At 71.8% G+C, this 16,182-nt stretch carries 14 protein-coding genes and 1 pseudogene; 6 read left to right on the top strand and 9 right to left on the bottom strand.

Features of this window, described 5'->3' with window-relative positions:
• Positions 1 to 132 precede the first annotated feature (132 nt).
• Entirely contained in the window at positions 133 to 1,779 is a 1,647-nt protein-coding gene (locus ACIBTV_RS24350) for an ABC-F family ATP-binding cassette domain-containing protein (RefSeq protein ID WP_396708385.1), read from the top strand.
• On the opposite strand, the gene ACIBTV_RS24345 is transcribed toward ACIBTV_RS24350, so the two are convergent.
• Together ACIBTV_RS24345 and ACIBTV_RS24340 are read right to left on the bottom strand one after the other, a co-directional pair.
• Positions 1,780 to 2,121: a GNAT family N-acetyltransferase gene (locus tag ACIBTV_RS24345; protein ID WP_396708383.1), complete on the bottom strand. Its 342-nt coding sequence runs from the start codon at positions 2,119 to 2,121 to the stop codon at positions 1,780 to 1,782. It abuts the gene before it with no gap.
• Positions 2,122 to 2,150: 29 nt separating this feature from the next.
• Complete coding sequence (locus tag ACIBTV_RS24340; protein WP_396708382.1) at positions 2,151 to 3,380, bottom strand: RNA-guided endonuclease InsQ/TnpB family protein; 1,230 nt, start codon at positions 3,378 to 3,380, stop codon at positions 2,151 to 2,153.
• Between the two features lie 25 nt (positions 3,381 to 3,405).
• On the opposite strand from ACIBTV_RS24340, the gene tnpA reads away from it, so the two are divergent.
• On the top strand, positions 3,406 to 3,822 hold the full coding sequence (gene tnpA / locus ACIBTV_RS24335) for an IS200/IS605 family transposase (RefSeq protein WP_396708380.1): 417 nt from the start codon (positions 3,406 to 3,408) through the stop codon (positions 3,820 to 3,822).
• 27 nt (positions 3,823 to 3,849) lie between these two features.
• Here tnpA and ACIBTV_RS24330 read toward each other — a convergent pair whose 3' ends face one another.
• The gene (locus ACIBTV_RS24330) at positions 3,850 to 4,008 is read right to left on the bottom strand and encodes a hypothetical protein (RefSeq protein ID WP_396708378.1); all 159 of its coding nucleotides are present in this window, start codon (positions 4,006 to 4,008) and stop codon (positions 3,850 to 3,852) included.
• A gap of 26 nt (positions 4,009 to 4,034) precedes the next feature.
• A pseudogene (locus ACIBTV_RS24325) lies at positions 4,035 to 4,916 on the bottom strand (phosphatase PAP2 family protein).
• A 90-nt stretch (positions 4,917 to 5,006) separates the two neighbouring features.
• Between ACIBTV_RS24325 and ACIBTV_RS24320 the strand changes: the two are divergent.
• On the top strand, positions 5,007 to 5,705 hold the full coding sequence (locus ACIBTV_RS24320; RefSeq protein WP_396708376.1) for a DUF3159 domain-containing protein: 699 nt from the start codon (positions 5,007 to 5,009) through the stop codon (positions 5,703 to 5,705).
• A gap of 45 nt (positions 5,706 to 5,750) precedes the next feature.
• Here ACIBTV_RS24320 and ACIBTV_RS24315 read toward each other — a convergent pair whose 3' ends face one another.
• Together ACIBTV_RS24315 and ACIBTV_RS24310 are read right to left on the bottom strand one after the other, a co-directional pair.
• Positions 5,751 to 6,908, bottom strand: a complete 1,158-nt coding sequence (locus ACIBTV_RS24315; RefSeq protein ID WP_396708375.1) for a D-alanyl-D-alanine carboxypeptidase family protein — start codon at positions 6,906 to 6,908, stop codon at positions 5,751 to 5,753.
• A gap of 430 nt (positions 6,909 to 7,338) precedes the next feature.
• Positions 7,339 to 10,239 carry a glycoside hydrolase family 48 protein gene (locus ACIBTV_RS24310; RefSeq protein ID WP_396708373.1) on the bottom strand — a complete coding sequence of 967 codons (2,901 nt, stop codon included), beginning with the start codon at positions 10,237 to 10,239 and terminating at the stop codon, positions 7,339 to 7,341.
• 748 nt (positions 10,240 to 10,987) lie between these two features.
• On the opposite strand from ACIBTV_RS24310, the gene ACIBTV_RS24305 reads away from it, so the two are divergent.
• Positions 10,988 to 12,307, top strand: coding sequence for a GH1 family beta-glucosidase (locus ACIBTV_RS24305; RefSeq protein WP_396708371.1), 1,320 nt, complete (start codon positions 10,988 to 10,990; stop codon positions 12,305 to 12,307).
• Between the two features lie 127 nt (positions 12,308 to 12,434).
• Here ACIBTV_RS24305 and ACIBTV_RS24300 read toward each other — a convergent pair whose 3' ends face one another.
• Positions 12,435 to 13,271: an NAD(P)H-binding protein gene (locus tag ACIBTV_RS24300; protein ID WP_396708369.1), complete on the bottom strand. Its 837-nt coding sequence runs from the start codon at positions 13,269 to 13,271 to the stop codon at positions 12,435 to 12,437.
• 107 nt (positions 13,272 to 13,378) lie between these two features.
• Between ACIBTV_RS24300 and ACIBTV_RS24295 the strand changes: the two genes are divergently transcribed.
• Complete coding sequence (locus ACIBTV_RS24295; RefSeq protein ID WP_396708367.1) at positions 13,379 to 13,741, top strand: winged helix-turn-helix transcriptional regulator; 363 nt, start codon at positions 13,379 to 13,381, stop codon at positions 13,739 to 13,741.
• 143 nt (positions 13,742 to 13,884) lie between these two features.
• Here ACIBTV_RS24295 and ACIBTV_RS24290 read toward each other — a convergent pair whose 3' ends face one another.
• Positions 13,885 to 14,868, bottom strand: coding sequence for an NAD(P)-dependent alcohol dehydrogenase (locus tag ACIBTV_RS24290; RefSeq protein ID WP_396708365.1), 984 nt, complete (start codon positions 14,866 to 14,868; stop codon positions 13,885 to 13,887).
• 110 nt (positions 14,869 to 14,978) lie between these two features.
• Between ACIBTV_RS24290 and ACIBTV_RS24285 the strand changes: the two genes are divergently transcribed.
• Entirely contained in the window at positions 14,979 to 15,695 is a 717-nt protein-coding gene (locus ACIBTV_RS24285) for a TetR/AcrR family transcriptional regulator (RefSeq protein WP_396708363.1), read from the top strand.
• Positions 15,696 to 15,767: 72 nt separating this feature from the next.
• Here the strand turns inward: ACIBTV_RS24285 and ACIBTV_RS24280 are convergent, their stop codons facing one another.
• A complete protein-coding gene (locus ACIBTV_RS24280) occupies positions 15,768 to 16,181 on the bottom strand; it encodes a roadblock/LC7 domain-containing protein (protein ID WP_396708486.1) in 414 nt (137 codons plus the stop codon).
• Between the last annotated feature and the right edge of the window lies 1 nt (position 16,182).

Below are 16,182 nucleotides of genomic sequence, written 5' to 3'. Positions count from 1 at the left end.
TGTCGGTCCGGCGGGTGAGCCGCCGTCCGACGTGGAGTCCCACCCGCGCCCGTGAGCGCCGCCCGCTCCCCCACACCCCGTAGGCCGCTGTGCGCCCGCGGGGACGACGACGATTCCGATGGTGTGTGTCGCATGTCCACCTTCGCCCTGCTCGCCCACGACCTCGTCCGTACCCACGGCAGCCGCAGGGTGCTCGACGGCGTCTGCCTCACCGCCGCGCCCGGCCAGCGCATCGGTCTGATCGGCGAGAACGGTACCGGCAAGTCCACTCTGCTGCGGTTGCTCGCCGGGGCGGACGAACCCGACGCCGGCACCGTCGTGCGCCCACCGGACCTGGGTTTCCTGCACCAGGAGATGCCGTTCGAGCCGGCCACCACGATCACCACAGTGCTCGACGACGCGCTGCGCGAGGCCCGCGCCGACCTCGCCGAGCTGGACCGGCTCAGCGCCGCGCTCGCCGACACCCCGCAGGACGCGCCGCAGTACGCCGACCTGCTCGCCGCGTACGGCGATCGGCTCGACCGCGCGCAGGCCAGCGACGCCTGGGACGCCGACCGGCGCGCCGAGCTGACCCTCGCCGGTCTCGGCCTCGCCGCCCTCGCCCACGACCGCACGCTCGCCTCCCTCTCCGGCGGGCAACGCGGGCGGGTCGCGTTGGCCGCCCTCCTGGTGCGGCGGCCCGCGGCGCTGCTGCTCGACGAGCCCACCAACCACCTCGACGACGACGCCGCGGCCTTCCTCGAAGAGCAGCTGCGTGCCCTGCCCGGGACGGTGGTGGTGGCCAGCCACGACCGGGCGTTCCTCGACGCGGTCTGCACCGACCTGATCGACCTCGACCCGGCGGTGGGCGGCCCGACCCGCTACGGCGGCACCTACCGCGACTACCAGGCCGCCAAGCGGGCGGAGCGGGAACGCTGGCAGCGCCGCTTCGTCGAGGAGCAGGAGGAGATCGCCGAGCTGCGCCGCGCCGTCGAGGTGACCGCGCACGAGGTCGCGCCGGGGCGCGCCCGCCGCGACAACGAGAAGATGGGGTACGGGCACACCGCCGGACGGGTGCAGAACCAGATCTCCCGGCGGGTACGCCACGCCGCCCGCCGCCTCGACGAGCTGGAACGCCAGCAGGTCGACCAGCCACCGGAGCCGCTGCGGTTGCGGGCCGCCACGCTCGCCCACACCGCCACCGACGGGATCCTGGTGTCCCTGCGGGACGTCCGCGTGCCCGGCCGGCTCGCGCTCGACCGGCTGGACGTCTCGGCCACCGACCGGCTGCTGATCACCGGCCCGAACGGGGCGGGGAAGTCGACGCTGCTCGCGGTGCTCGCCGGCCGGCTGGACGCGACCGGTGAGCTGCGGCGGCGACGCGGGCTGCGGGTCGGCCTGCTCGCCCAGGACACCGTCTTCGACCGGTCGGAGCGCACCGCCCGGGAGACCTACGAGGCGACCCTCGGCGCCGTGCGCGCCGCGTCCGTACCGCTGGTCTCCCTCGGGCTGCTCGGCCCCGCGGACCTGGACCGGCCGGTCGGCCACCTCTCGGTCGGCCAGCGGCGCCGGCTCGCCCTGGCGCTGCTGGTGGCCGACCCACCCGACCTGCTGCTGCTCGACGAGCCGACCAACCACCTCTCGCCGCGACTCTGCGACGAACTGGAAGAGGCACTGGGCGCCGGGCCCGGCGCGATCGTGATCGCCAGCCACGACCGTTGGCTGCGCTCCCGCTGGCCGGGCCGCGAGCTGCCGCTGTCGACGGCGGCCACCGACGTCGGGGGCGGCGGCACCAGCTGATCAGTCGTGGTGCGCGATCGGGACCGGCTCGCGCACCATGAACACGTCCACCGGATCCTCGCTCTCGACGGTGAACCCGTACCGCTCGTACAGCCGTCGGGCCGCGCTGCCCCGCAGCACGTTCAGGCGGACCCGAAAGCCCTCGCGGTCACACCGCTCCAACAGCCGGCGCAGCACGGCCGTGCCGATGCCGTTGCCCTGCGCGTGCGGGGCCAGGTAGAAGTGCTCCAGCCAGTGGGCGTCCCCGCCCGGGCGCAGCGCCACGCAGCCGGCGAACACGCCACCCACCTCGATCAGCCAGGTGTGCTCAGGCGTGAACCCGTCGCGCAGCCGCTGCCGCACCCGATGCGCGTCTTGACATCCTCTCCGCCCTAAAGGGCGGAGATTCCCTCCACGCTGCGCGTGGAACACGCGGCGTCCGGGTGGGTTCCCGCTTCGTTGCGCGCCGCCGGGACAAGTCCCGGTCTTACGTGCGCTCCACGGGCGTTGAGGTCCGCCTGCCCAGCGGCCCTGACGTTGATGGCCGCGTTCACGTCCCGATCGTGGGCTGCCCCGCAGGGACAGTCCCACGTCCGGACGTTCAGCGCCATCTTGTCGTTGATCCGGCCACACTGCGAGCACGTGCGGGTGGACGGGAAGAACCGGTCCACCCGGCCGAAGGTGCGCCCGTACCGGACGGCTTTGTACTCCAGCATGGTGGTGAAGCTGGCCCAGCCCGCATCGTGCACGGACTTCGCGAGCCGGGTCCGGCCGAGACCGGTCACGCACAGGTCCTCGACATAGACCGCTTGGTTCTCGCGAACTACCTTCGTGGACAGTTTGTGCTGCCAGTCCCGCCGGGTGTCGGCCACCCGGGCATGCGCCCGTGCGACCTTCACGACGGCCTTCTTGCGGTTGGCCGAGCCCTTCTGCTTGCGCGAGAGGTCCTGTTGCAGCCGCTTGAGCTTGCGGGCCGCGCGGCGCAGGAACTTCGGCGCGGCCACCTTCGTGCCGTCGGACATGACGGCGAAGTGGGTCAGGCCCAGGTCGATACCGATCTCGGACTCGACCGGCGGCAATGCCTCGTCGGCGGTCTGGACGACGAACGAGGCGAAGTACCGGCCTGCCGCGTCCCGGATGATCGCCACGCTGGACGGGTCGGACGGCAGGGTCCGCGACCAGCGGACCGCGAGGTCGCCGATCTTCGGCAGCCGCAGACGGCCGTTGTCCAGCACGCGGAACCGGGAGTTCTTCGTGAAGCGGATGGCCTGCCGGTTGTCCTTGCGCGACCGGAACCGGGGCGGGGCGACCGTGCGTCCCTTGCGCTTGCCCGTGATCGAGGCGAAGAAGTTGCGGTAGGCGGCGTTCAGGTCCGCGAGGGCCTGCTGCAACACCACGCTGGACACCTCGCCCAGCCACGCCCGTTCCGGCGTGCCCTTGGCCTGCGTGATGATCCGCTTCGACAGCTCGGCGTCCGACACGTACGGCAAGCCCTGCTCGCGGGCCTGCTGCCGCAGGCGCAGCCCGTCGTTGAACACCACCCGCGCACACCCGAACGCCCTGGCCAGCTCGATCTGCTGGCCGGGCGTGGGGTACACGCGGAACTGGTACCGGAGCTGCACGAGAAGCACTGTACCATGTTGGTCTATGGCAGAACTTGAGGGCATCCGCACTGGTAGGCACTGTGTTTTCGCGATGCACGTTCACTTGGTTTTCGTGACGAAGTTCCGGCACAAGGTGTTCGCCGACCGGCACCTGACCCGCATGGAACAGGTCATGCGAGACGTGTGCGCCGACTTCGAGGCGGAACTGGTCGAGTTCAACGGTGAGAACAACCACGTCCACCTGCTCGTGACCTACCCGCCCAAGGTGGCCGTGGCCCGGCTGGTCAACTCCCTCAAGGGCGTGTCCTCGCGACGCCTGCGGCAGGAGTTCCCCGACCTCGCGCGGCACTACTACCGGGCCAACAAGCTGTGGTCGGGCTCGTACTTCGCGGGCTCCGTCGGCGGGGCGCCGCTGAGCGTCTTGAAGCAGTACATCGAGCAGCAGAACCGCCCGACTTAAGGCACTGCTCGGGCCTTGGCGGCCCTCTCAGCGCGGGCCTTCACCCCCGGCCTGAAGGCCGGAGCACTGGCCCGCATTCCGGTAGCGCCCGAGCCGCTCCAGATCCGCCCGCAGCACCACGGCCCGCAGCTCGGCCACCGCCTCGACGTCCGCCGCCGACGCCGGCCGCAGCTCCCAGTCCCCCATGATCGCCAGACTATCGCCGGGTGGGGTCAGCCCTGGTGTCGCGGCACCAGCCGGTGCACGACGGCCAGGACCAGCGCCATCACGACGGCCATGGTGCCGGCGATGCCGGCGGCGCTGCCCGCGTAGCCGGCGAACAGGGCCCGCCGGCCCAGCTCCTGCGGGTCGGTGCCGCGCAGGTCCACCAGCCAGTTCAGGGCCAGCGCGCAGACGCCCAGCGCGAGCACCCCGGCGACGCCGAGCACGGCCGCGGCCACCCGGTGCGCGTCGGCGCTGGAGATCTTGGCCCGTTCCCGCTGAGTGACCAGCAGCACCAGCCCGGCCAGCGCCGCCCAGATGCCCACCACCAGGAAGGCGGCCACCGCGTCGCTGGGTCGGTGCCACCCGGCCGACAGCGTCGCCACCCCGGCGACCGCCGCCTAACCGGCGCCGACGAACGCCCCGACCACGCGGACCTTGGCCGGCAGGACGAGCACCAGCGCGACGGCCACCGAGCCCGCCACCGTGGTGTGCCCGCTGGGCAGGCTGTTGCCGGCGTAGACCCGTTCCAGGTCGATGCCGAGGTCCGGGCGGGTCAGGCCGTGCTTGAGCAGTTGGGTGGTGACGTTGGCGCCGGCGATCAGCAGGGTCGCGGTGATCGCCAACGCGATGCGCCCACGCATCAGCGCGATGAACCCGATCACCGCGGTCGCCACCAGCAGGGAGACCACCGACATGGCATTGAGGACCCGGTCGACGGGCTCGTCGATGCGATCCTGACCGATCCGGTTGCCGGTCAACGCGACGGTGTCGACCCACTGGCCGAGCCCGGTGTGCACGGCGACCCGCCAGATCAGCAGGAAGGCGGCCGCCTGGGCGAGGACCAGCACGACCAACCAGACCGCCGTCCAACCCCTCGCCGTCTCGCGCACGCGGACACGGTAGCGAGCCGGACGGACGGGTCGGCGAGTGGCCCGCCGGTGTCCGCGGACTAGGTTGGAGATCGATGTGAGGAGGTGACGGTGAGCGGCCGACCCGAGCAGGAATCACCTACCCCGCCGCCCGCCGACCAGCCCGGTTCCGCGTCCGACCGACCGGAGTCGCTGGCGGATCTGCTCGGCGGCCGGCGGGGCGCGGTGGACGCCACCCTGCCGCCGGTCGCGTTCGCCGCCGGCTGGCTGCTCGGCGGTGAGTCGCTCTGGGCCGGGGTCGTCGCCGCCGTGGTCACCGGCACCGCGGTCGCCGGCTGGCGGCTGCGCCGCGGCGACCGCCCCCGCTCGGTGCTGGTGGGGCTGCTGGCGGTCTGCGTGGCCGCGCTCGTCGCGCTGCGCACCGGCCGGGCCGAGGACTTCTTCCTGCTCCAACTGCTGTCCAACGCCGCCAGCGCGCTGGCCTGGACGGTGAGCATCGTGCTGCGCTGGCCGCTGCTCGGGGTGGTCGTCGGCACCGCGCTCGGGCAGCGCGGGCGGTGGCGGCGGGACCCGGCGCTGCTGCGCGCGTACGCGCGGGGCAGTTGGGTGTGGACCGCGACGTACGTGCTGCGGGTGGCGGTGTTCGTGCCGCTCTACCTCAGCGGTCAGGTGGTCGCGCTGGTGGTGGCCCGGGTGGCGCTGACCTGGCCGCTGGTGGCCGCCGCGCTCGCGATCAGCTGGGTGGTGGTGCGCCGGTCGTTGCCGCCCGGGCATCCGGGTCTGCGGCACCCGATGGCGTCGGACTCCTGATGATCAGGTGGAGATGATCGTCGGAAGCCCTCGAACGGCAGCCGATCAATCTCGGCCGGCCATCCGGCGCCGGCTTACCCGTTGCCGCCACGGAGTCGCGAAGGTCAGCAGCGTCAGCACGAGAGCCGTCCCGACTCCGAGTCCGGTCATCATCATCACTGACGAGGACTTCTTCTCCCCTCTGGTGACCAGCCGGCCAACGGATGCGTCGGGCGGTAGAGCGAAGCCCCAGTCGAGCAGGGCTATCGCCTCGCCCAAGCTTCCCAACGGCGCCGATTCCGCGCCGAGAAGGGTCACGGCGAGCCGTCGACCGTTGCGTTCGGCCACGCCGACGTATGTCTGCCGAGCCAGCGACGTGAAGCCGGTCTTCCCGCCCAGCATCCCGGGGTAGCGGTCCAGCAGTGTGTTGTCATTGGTGATCTCGAAGGCTGGCTTCCCCGGCTGTGCCGGTACCGTCGCCACCCGCGTTTGCATGTACCGCCGAAAGTCCTCTCTCGCGAAGGTCGCCCGCGCGATCAGCGCGAGATCGTAGGCGCTGGTGAACTGGCCGGGGCCGTCCAGTCCTGAGGGTGTTACGGCGTGGGTCTGGTTCGCCTGCAGCCGGCGCGCTTCGTCGTTCATCTCGTCGACGCCGCCCTGCCGACCTGCGTTGCCGCCGCCGACCCGGGCCAGCACGTTCGCCGCGTCGTTGCCCGATCTGAGAAGAAGCCCCAGCCACAGGGTCTCGATCGAATACCGGCCACCGGCAACGAGGCCCATCAGCGAACTGGCCGGATCGAGATCGGCCAGGTCCTGCCGCTTCACCTCGACGACGTGGGCCGGGTCGAGGCGAGGCATCAGGGCCGCGGCCAGCAACAACTTCTGCACACTGGCCGGTGTGCGACGCTCGTGGGGACCGCAGCCACCCAGAACCTTCCCGCTGTTGAGATCGGCCACCAGCCAGGAGGTCGCCGTCACCGCGGGTGCCATCGGTGCGCCCGCCGGAATGGCCAGTCCCGCGGTTGCCAGCGCGTCCCCTCCGACTTTTCTGTCAGCGGACGCGACCGGTGGCGGCGACGGGGTGGGCGGTGGTGGTTCGGGGGGCTCCGCCCTCGGGCACGCCACGTCGGGCGCCGCGAGGGCCCGTGCAGGCGGCACGACCGCTACCCCCGGCGCCAGCAGAACAGCACTCAGCGTAACGATAACAACACGAATGGTGGTCACACCTGCGATCGTAGAGCTCGGCAGGGCGATCGCAGGGGCACTGGCGAAAGGCGACCGGCGTCCCACGCGCGGTGACCGCGTCTGTGCGCCGTCGCGCTCCTGGAGATCGAGACAGCCGAGCGGCCATGACCGCCGAGACGGGGAACGGCGCAGACAGTAAAGGAGAGGCCGCCACGGGGGGAGCGGCCTCTCCGGTGACGTACGTTACTCCGTCGTGGTCTCGCGCGTGATCCCGTGACGGCCTCTTTTTCCGGGCTTTTTCGCAGCAGTCTCGTGTCCGGACGGTGGGGTGGGCCGGCCGACCCGCTGCGTCGGCCAGGTCGCCGGCCCACCCCGGCCTGACCGTGGGTGTCAGGCCGCTCTGTCCGGCCGGGTGGACCCGGCCGGAATCGGGATGGACGACCGGCGTCGGCCGTCCATCCCGTGCCGGTCAGCCGTTGGGGAACAGGTTTCCGTAGTCGGCGTACGCCATGGCGACGTCGGCCTGCGCCCAGAAGCGGTGGTAGGAGAACTCCGGCTCCGGCCCGCCGTTGAGGTACGCCTGGACCTTGGGCCAGTCCGGGTCGTTCTTGTAGAAGGAGCGGATGTCGATGAAGCTCTTGCCGGCGGCGATGGCGTCACCGTTGGGCATCCGCCCGGTCCACCCCGGCGGCACGTAGAGGCCCTGCCCGGTGCTCGCGTCGTAGACGTCGTCGAAGCGCCGGTAGTCGCCGCGCTTCTCCACCGTCGAGACGCCCTTGGCGTCGCTGGCCGCGTGCAGCGCGTCCAGCAGCCCCTTGGCGGTGCTCTTGGCCGCGGCGTCACCGGAGCGCGCCGCGTACGCGATGAGGGTGCGGGCGTAGGCGGCGGCGACGCCGACGTCCTGGCCCTTGCTGATCACCTGGACGTGCAGGTTGGTGTTCGGCTGCGGGTTGCCGGGGTTCCAGGTGGTCGGCTGGCCGCTCCAGCTCATGTCCGACGGGATCGACCAGGCGCTGCCCAGCGTGGTGTTGGCGATGGCCCACGGCACCCACTTGTCCAGCAGCGCCTTGGCCTTCGTGTTGCCGGTCTGCAGGTACAGCTCGGCGATGCGCTGCATGGACCAGGCCTGCATGCCGAACCACTGGTTGGACGGCGGGTCGTTGTAGACCGGGTCGACGTCGTAGAACATGCCGTAGAAGGTGGACGTGCCGGCCGGCGGCTGACCGTAGTGCCCGCCCCAGCTGTTGGTGGCGCCACCGGCGATACCGCCCTCGGCGGACTGGAGCCAGGTGTAGAACTCCAACTGCCGTTCGAAGCTCTTGGTCCAGTCGGCGACGGCGGTCGGCGACTGCGGCTTCAGCTCCGGGGTGTTGGTCAGCGCCCAGGCCGCGAACGGGTTCTGGTAGCCGAAGTGGTTGTGGCTGGAGCCGATCCGCCAGGACCAGTTCTGGCTGGTCTCGTACGCGCCGCCCCAGGCGTAGTACCAGGACAGCAGGTAGTGCGCGGAGTCCCGGCCGCTGGCGGCAGGGCAGGTGGTGGGGCCGACGCAGTTGCCGATCTTCTTGAAGTACTTGTCGAACATCGCGTATCGCAGGTAGTCGCCCATCTTGGCGGCCTTGGCGACGGTGGCCGCGACGTCGGCCTGCCGGCCCTGCGCCTTGGCCCAGGTCAACGCCCAGTACGCGGCCTGCACGGCGCGGGCGTCGGCGTCGGGCGCGTTGGTGTACTTCCACTGCTTGGCCGGCGCGCTGGATTCCCTGACGAACAGGTCGAGGTAACCGTTGGGGCCGCCGGCGGTGAAGGTGTCGCAGGACGGCTGCGGGACGGTCTCCCAGACGGATTCCTGGGTGCCGCGCTGGAAGGTGTTGATGTACGCGGGGCGGGTGGTCTTGTCGCCGCAGCGGCCGAAGCCGTAGGTGTTGTCCACGTCGAGCAGCCAGTGCATGCCGTAGATGTCGCCGGTGCCGTAGGTGGACTGCAGCTCGGAGCGCAGCGGGTCCTGGCCGACGGGCACGGACGCTTCCAGGGCGGACGGGTACTGGCTGGGCAGGTCGTGCTCGGCGGCGTACTGCGGGGTGCCGGCGGCGCCGGCGGTCGCCTGGTCGGCGTGGCTGGGGATGATGTACTTCTCCATCACCGTCCAGGCGTTGTTGAACGGTGCCCAGTTCTGGGTCACCCGGCCGTACTGGGCCTCCAGCCACAGCCAGAAGCTGAACGCCTCGGAGGTGGTCTCGTGCCCGTGGTCGGGTGCCTCGACGATGAGGGTCTCGACCGAGTGGTAGGGCACGCCCTCCGGACTGAAGTACCCCGAGTTCTTGATCTTGCCGTACTGGTCGAGGAACCGCGCCACGTAGGTGTTGTCGCCGCCCTGGGTGTCGTTGTCGATCTCGGTGACGGTGATGGCCAGCGGGGCGTAGCCGGTGGCCGAGGCGGTGACCGTGGCGGTGCCGCCGACGGTGTCGGCGTCCTCGGCGGCGGCGACGGTGACACTGACCCCGGTGTTCCAGTTCGTCGGGGTGAGCGAGATGGTGCTCGGCGTGACGCTCACGTCGGTGTCACCGGTGCGGGTCAGGGTGACCGGCACGGTGGCGCCGGGCGCGGCGCTGAGCTTGAGGTTGACCGCGGCGGTGCCGCCCTCGGCGACGCTGACCGCGGACGGGGTGGCGACCAGGACGGGCCCGGAGGCAGGCGCCACGGTGAACGACCGCTCGGCGGTGGCGCTCAGGTTCGCGTTGTCGTACGCCTTGGCCTGCACCGTGTACGAGCCGGCGGGCAGGTCTTCGAGGGTGTAGGCGTACGGGGCGGTGGTGTCGGTGTTGACCAGCAGGCCGTTGCGGTAGAACTCGACCTTGCTGACGCTGCCGTCGGGGTCGCTGGCGGTGGCGGTCAACGGGACGTCGGCGGGGGCCTCGAACGGGCCGGCCGGCACGGCGAGCGTCACGGTCGGCGGCTGCTGGGCGGTGCCGCCGCAGGTGACCCCGTTGACCGAGAACGAGGTGGGCTTCGGGTTGCTGCCAGTGAACGAGCCGTTGAAGCCGATGCTGGTGCTGGCTCCGGTGGCGAGGGTGCCGTTCCACGCCTCGTTGGTGGCGGTGACCTGGTTGCCGCTCTGGCTCCAGCGCGCCGACCAGCCCTGGGTGACGCGTTGGTCGCCGGGGAACGCGAAGCGCAGGGTCCAGCCGTTGATCGGGTCGCCGAGGTTGCGGATGGTCACGTTGGCGGTGAAGCCGTTGTTCCAGTCGTTGGTCGCGTAGACCACGTCGCAGGCGGGCGCGGCCTGGGCGGCGCCGGCGGGCACGGTCACCCCGACGACGGCCAGCGCGACGGCGGCGGTCATCGCCAGCCGGCGGCGTAGTGCCTGATGTCTCATGAGCGCGGTGTCTCCTCGGACCAGGCCGGGGTGCGGCCCCGGCGGGGGCGGGTGCCGTGCCGCGCGGGTGGTGGCGTGCGGGGTGGTCACGGCGCCCGGGAAGGTGGTCGCCCCGGCGTGGCCGGGGTGCGCGGGAGGGGTCTCGGGCCCACCGCCCGCGTCGGGTGGCCGTGCCGGACGTGCCGGCTGCCCTCGGCGACCCACGCTCACGCGAGCTGGCTCCCAGTCGCGATGAATCGACAGTCTGCCATGGAAGCGCTCCCACAACAAGATGGCAGCTCGGCGCGCAGATCCATGTTTCGATCTCGTTTTGGGGGTTTCACAAAGGCGTGACGGGCATTACAGTCGCAACTGTCGATGGGAGCGCTTCCATCGACGAAGGTGCACACTGAAGATCACCGGAAACCTGTCCCGAACAGGGACCGGAGACGCCAGCCCCGAGGGCTGACGGCGGGCCAGCCCGGACGCCGCCGCCAGCCGTCCCGCCCACGGAGGGAGGTGGAACCGAAAGCCACTCGCGTGGCCCGGCTCCCGCGCAGCACGACCGGCAGGACGCCAATTCCGCCCGGACGTGTGCAGCAACGGTGGGGACGGGGGTTGCCCTCCCCCGTCCCCACACTAATGCCCGGCACCCGACGGGAGAAGGGGCCGACGGGACAGGCGCAGCACACCCGGCCGGCGGAGCCTGCCCTATGCTGGGAGCGCTCCCGGCTCGCCCGGTGGCCGCGCCAATCCACGAGGAGAACAGATGTCGATGCTCACCTTCCCCCCGGACTTCGGCTGGGGCGCGGCCACCTCGGCCTACCAGATCGAGGGCGCGGCCAAGGAGGACGGCCGGGGCGAATCCGTGTGGGACGTCTTCAGCCGCACGCCCGGACGCACCCGCAACGGTGACACCGGCGAGGTCGCGGCCGACCACTACCACCGCTACCGTGACGACCTCGACCTGATGCGCGACCTCGGCCTGCGCAGCTACCGCTTCTCCATCTCCTGGCCGCGCATCCAGCCCGACGGCACCGGCACCCCCAACCAGCGGGGACTCGACTTCTACCGCCGCCTCGTCGACGGCCTGCACGAGCGGGGCATCGCCCCGATGGCCACCCTCTTCCACTGGGACCTGCCCCAGGCGCTGCAGGAGCACGGCGGCTGGGAGACGCGCGACACCGCCTACCGCTTCGCCGACTACGCCGACGCCGTCTTCCGCGCCCTCGGCGACCGCGTCCCCACCTGGCTCACCATCAACGAGCCGAAGACGGTGGTGCAGAACGGTTACCTCACCGGGCACCACGCCCCCGGCCGGCAGGACCCCGACGCCGCCTACCTGGTCGCCCACCACCTCCAGCTCGCCCACGGGCTGGCCGTACGGGCGCTGCGCGCCGCCGGAGGCGGCCGCATCGGCCCGGCGCTGAACCTGCACCCCTGCTACCCCGCCGACGACACCGCCGAGGCGGCCGCGGCCACCCGCCTCTACGACGGCTACGAGAACCGGCTCTACCTCGACCCGATCTTCACCGGCCGCTACCCGCAGGACGTGCTGGCCGACCTCGGGCCGGACAGCCGCATGGTGCGCGGCATCGCCGACGGCGACCTCGACATCATCGCCTCGCCCGTGGACCTGCTCGCCGTGCAGTACTACACGCCGCTCTACGTCACCGCCGCCGGCGGCACGGTGAACCGCTGGCCGACCAGCGAGGCCGAGTGGCAGCAGATCCACCCCGACGGCATGTACGACGTCCTCACCCGAGTCACCCGCGACTACGGGCCGGTGCCGCTGACCATCACCGAGAACGGGCTGCCCACCCCCGACACGCTCGCCGCCGACGACACCGTCGACGACAGCGCCCGGATCACCTTCCTGCGCGACCACCTCGCCGCCGTCCACCGCGCGATCAACGACGGGGTGCCGCTGGAGAGCTTCCACGTCTGGTCGCTGCTGGACAACTTCGAGTGGGACCAGGGGTACGAGCAGCGCTGGGGCATCGTCTACGTCGACTACCCCACCCAGCGCCGCGTCCTCAAGCGCAGCGCCCACTGGTACCGCACGGTGATCGCCGACAGCGGCCTCTGAGGGGCGCACCTCGGCACGGCGCCGGTCTCGTCGGTGACCGGGCGGGTGGATCGACAGCCTCGATCCACCCGCCGACACCCGCGGCGCGCACGAGGTCGACGACCGCCTCGGCTCGCCGGAGGACGACTCAGCGGAAGGCGTCGATGGTGCGCGCCGCCCACTCGGCGAAGGGCCGTGGCGATCGTCCGAGGACCGTCGCCACGTCGGGGCTGATCCGCTGCTCCTGCTCGGTCGGCGCGCCGAGGATCGCCAGCGTCCCCTCGACCACCGGTGGCGGCATGAACCGCAGCATCTGTTCGCGGGCCTCGTCGGGCGTCTGCTCGACGAAGTCGATCGGCGCACCGAGCGCGGCGGCGAGATCCGCGACTCGTTGCCGGGGCGTGCTCAGCGCCGGCCCGGTCAGTTCGTAGGTGCGACCCTCGTGGGCGCCGTCGAGGACGACGGCAGCCACCTCGGCGATGTCGTCCGGGTCGACCACGGGAAGACCGACGTCGCCGAAGGGCGCGGCCACCATCCGCCCGGCCCGGATCGGTTCGGCCCACGCGAGGGCGTTGGAGGCGAAGCCGCCGGGACGCAGGATCGTCCAGCCGAGGCCGGATCGGCGTACGACCTCCTCGATGGCGTGCAGCGGCGCGTGCGACGCCACCCCCGGCCGGGTACCGACCGCCTGCGAGGATTGCAGCACGACCCGCTTCACCCCGGCGGTGGTGGCGACCCGCAGGATCTCGGACACATCGAGGCTCGCGCCGGCGCCCTCGACGAGCAGGAACATCGCTTCGGCGCCGGCGAGCGCCGGGCGCAGGCTCTCCGGCTCGTGGAGATCCGCCCGGTGGTGGCGAACTCCGTCCGGCACCGCGACCGGGCGTCGTCCACGCGACACCGCCGCCACCGCGGCCCCCGACGCGGCGAGGAGCGACACGAGCCGCCGACCCACGTTCCCGGTCGCGCCTGTCACGACAAACATGATGTGCCTCCCGTTCGACCACGTCGTTCGCGTGGTCGCAGGAGACGCTAGTGGCGTCGATATAGTAGGTACCTAGAGGAAAGTAATGGCTTTGTGACGGAGGGCACATGGAACGGTCGGCGGACCCTGAGCTGGCGTGCCCGATCGCGCCGGTCGTCGATATCGTCTTCAGCCGATGGACCACGCCCATCCTGTGGACCCTTCACCAGCACGGCCGGCAGCGGTTCGTGGAGTTGGAGCGCCGGCTGACCAGCATCACGCCGAAGGTGCTCACGCAGCGGCTGCGGCAGCTCGAACGCGACGGGTTGGTCGCTCGCACCTACCACGCCGAGGTGCCGCCCCGGGTCGAATACGAGATCACCGAGTTGGGCGGCAGCCTCGGTCCCCTCTTCGCCCACCTGGCCACCTGGGCCGACAGCCACCTCACCGACGTGGACCAGGCACGGCAGGCCTACGACGCCGCCCGGTGAGCCCGCGCCGACACCTCGACCCGATCTTCCCCGGCCGCTACCCGCAGGACGTGCTGACCGACCAACGAGATATTCCTGGCGGAACGCGCCGAGAAGGAGGGCCGACAGCCGCCGCCCCCGGAAGTAGACCACGTCCACTTTCGTCAGACGGTGATGACGATCTTCGCCCGGGCGTGCTCACCTTCGAGGTAGCGCATCGCCTCAGGCACCTCGTGCAGGGCATAGGTGCGGTCGATGACCGCCGTGAGGCGCCCGGCGTCGGCGTAGGCGGCGAGCGTGTCGAGGTGTTCCCGGCTGGGTACCGCCGAGAACGTGACGATGCGGTGCCGCACGAGGGGCGCCAGCAGCCGGCCGCGGGTGAGCAGCCCGACCGGACCGAGGACGCTGCCGCCCCGGTAGACGCCGCCGCCGGAGAGCACCAACGTCCCGGTCGGGGTCAGCGCCCGCCGCAGCGCGCCGAGGGTGCGGTTGCCGACGAGGTCGAGGACGACGTCGTGGCGGCGCGTGCCGTCGGCGAAGTCCTCGCGGGTGTAGTCGACGACGTGGTCGGCGCCCAGGGAGCGGACCAGGTCGACGTTGCGGGTGCGGCACACCCCGGTCACGGTCGCGCCGAGCGCCTTGGCCAGCTGGACCGCCACAGTGCCGACGCCGCCGGAGGCGCCGTTGACGAGGACGCGCTGGCCGGGCTCGACCCGCGCGGCGTCGCGTAGTCCCATGAGGGCGGTGGTGCCGGCGAGCGGCAGGGCGGCCGCCTGTTGCGGTGTCAGGCTCGCCGGGATCGGGGCGACCACGGTCTCGGGCACGCGGACGTACTCGGCGAACGCGCCGTTGGCCTCGCCGAGGTCGCCGAAGACGGCATCGCCGGGGCGCAGCTGTCGTACGTGGGCGCCGACGGCTTCGACCCGGCCGGCGAAGTCCCGGCCGCGGATGCGCGCGCGGGGCCGGGACGGGCCCATCGCCAGCCGCGCCAGCAGGGGGTCGCCGCGCATGGCGTGCCAGTCGTACGCGTTGAGCGCGGCGGCTTCGACCCGGACGAGCACCTCGTCGGGGCCGGGCACCGGCACGGGCACCTCCGCGAGCGTGAGCGTCTCGGGCGGGCCGTATCGGTCCTGGACGATGGCTTTCATCTTCCCCTCCCTCGGTGTACGGCGTACACCTCTACGCATGAGGGTAGGTGTACGCCGTACACCGGTCAAGGGCGTTATGGTTCCAACGACCGCCGGAAGACGAGGACCAGATGGCTGAGCAGGCAGAGACGCTGCGCCGGACGCCGCTGAGCAGGCACCGGATCCTGCGCGCCGCCGTCGCGCTCGCCGACGAGACCGGAATCGAATCGCTGAGCATGCGCAACCTCGCCCAGGACCTGGGCGTCGTGCCGATGGCCCTCTACAAGCACGTGGCCGGCAAGGACGAACTGCTCGACGGCATGATCGACGTGATCGTCGGCGAGATCGACCCGCCGCAGCCCGGTACCGACTGGAAGCACACGATCCGCCGGCGGATCCTCTCCGCACGGCAGGTGCTGCGCCGCCACCCCTGGGCGCCGCTCGCGATCGAGTCGCGCACCATGGCGACCCCGGCGGTGCTCGCGTACCTCGACGCGATGGTCGCGACGTTGCGGGCCGGCGGGCTCTCCACCGACCTCGCCCATCACGTGATGCACGCGCTGGGCAGCCGGATCCTCGGCTTCAGCCAGGAGCTGTTCGACGACTCCCGGCGCGCCGGCCGCTCCGGCCCCACCGACCCCGCACCCCCGGCAGCCCTACCGCCGGAGGTCGCTGCCCGGTTCCCGCACCTCGCGGAGATCGCCGGAGCGGCCGCGCACGACGACGACTCGGTCGTGGGCCAGGGCTGCGACGACCAGTTCGAGTTCGAGTTCGCGCTGGACCTGCTGCTCGACGGCATCGAACGGCTGCACCAGCGAGGCTGGACGTCCTCGGGCACGCACCACTGACCCGGCCGGCACCGGCCTGTCACGACAACCGCTGCCCGGTCCCGGGCCGGACCGACCCGGGACCGGCCCCGGTCAGCGGGGCAGCGCCTGCTGCAACTCCGCCCGCAGCGCCGGGGTGAGCATCTCCCCCGCCTGCTTGGCCAGCCGGGCCATCTCGTAGCCGACCACGCCGATATCGGCGTCCGCCCCGGCGAGGGTGGCCAGGATCGAACCGTCCCGCACCTGCATCACCAGGAAGTAGCCGCGGCCCATCTCCACCACGGTCTGCTTGACCACGTCCCCGTCGAACATCTGCGCGGCACCCGAGGTGATGCTCATCAGCCCGGAGGTCACCGCGGCGAGCTTGTCCGCGTGGTCGCGCGGCAGGTGGTCGGAGATCGCCACCAGCAGCCCGTCCGAGGAGACCACCACCGCGTGCGCGACCCCCGGCACCCGCTCGGCGAAGCCGCTGACCAGCCAGCTCAGGTCCCGCGCCTCCTGGCTCAAC

Origin of the sequence: Micromonospora sp. NPDC049366 (genome assembly GCF_044466625.1) — a bacterium.
Lineage (GTDB): Bacteria > Actinomycetota > Actinomycetes > Mycobacteriales > Micromonosporaceae > Micromonospora.
The sequence above is the reverse complement of the archived record's forward strand: the minus strand, read 5'-3'. Positions and strand labels throughout refer to the sequence as shown.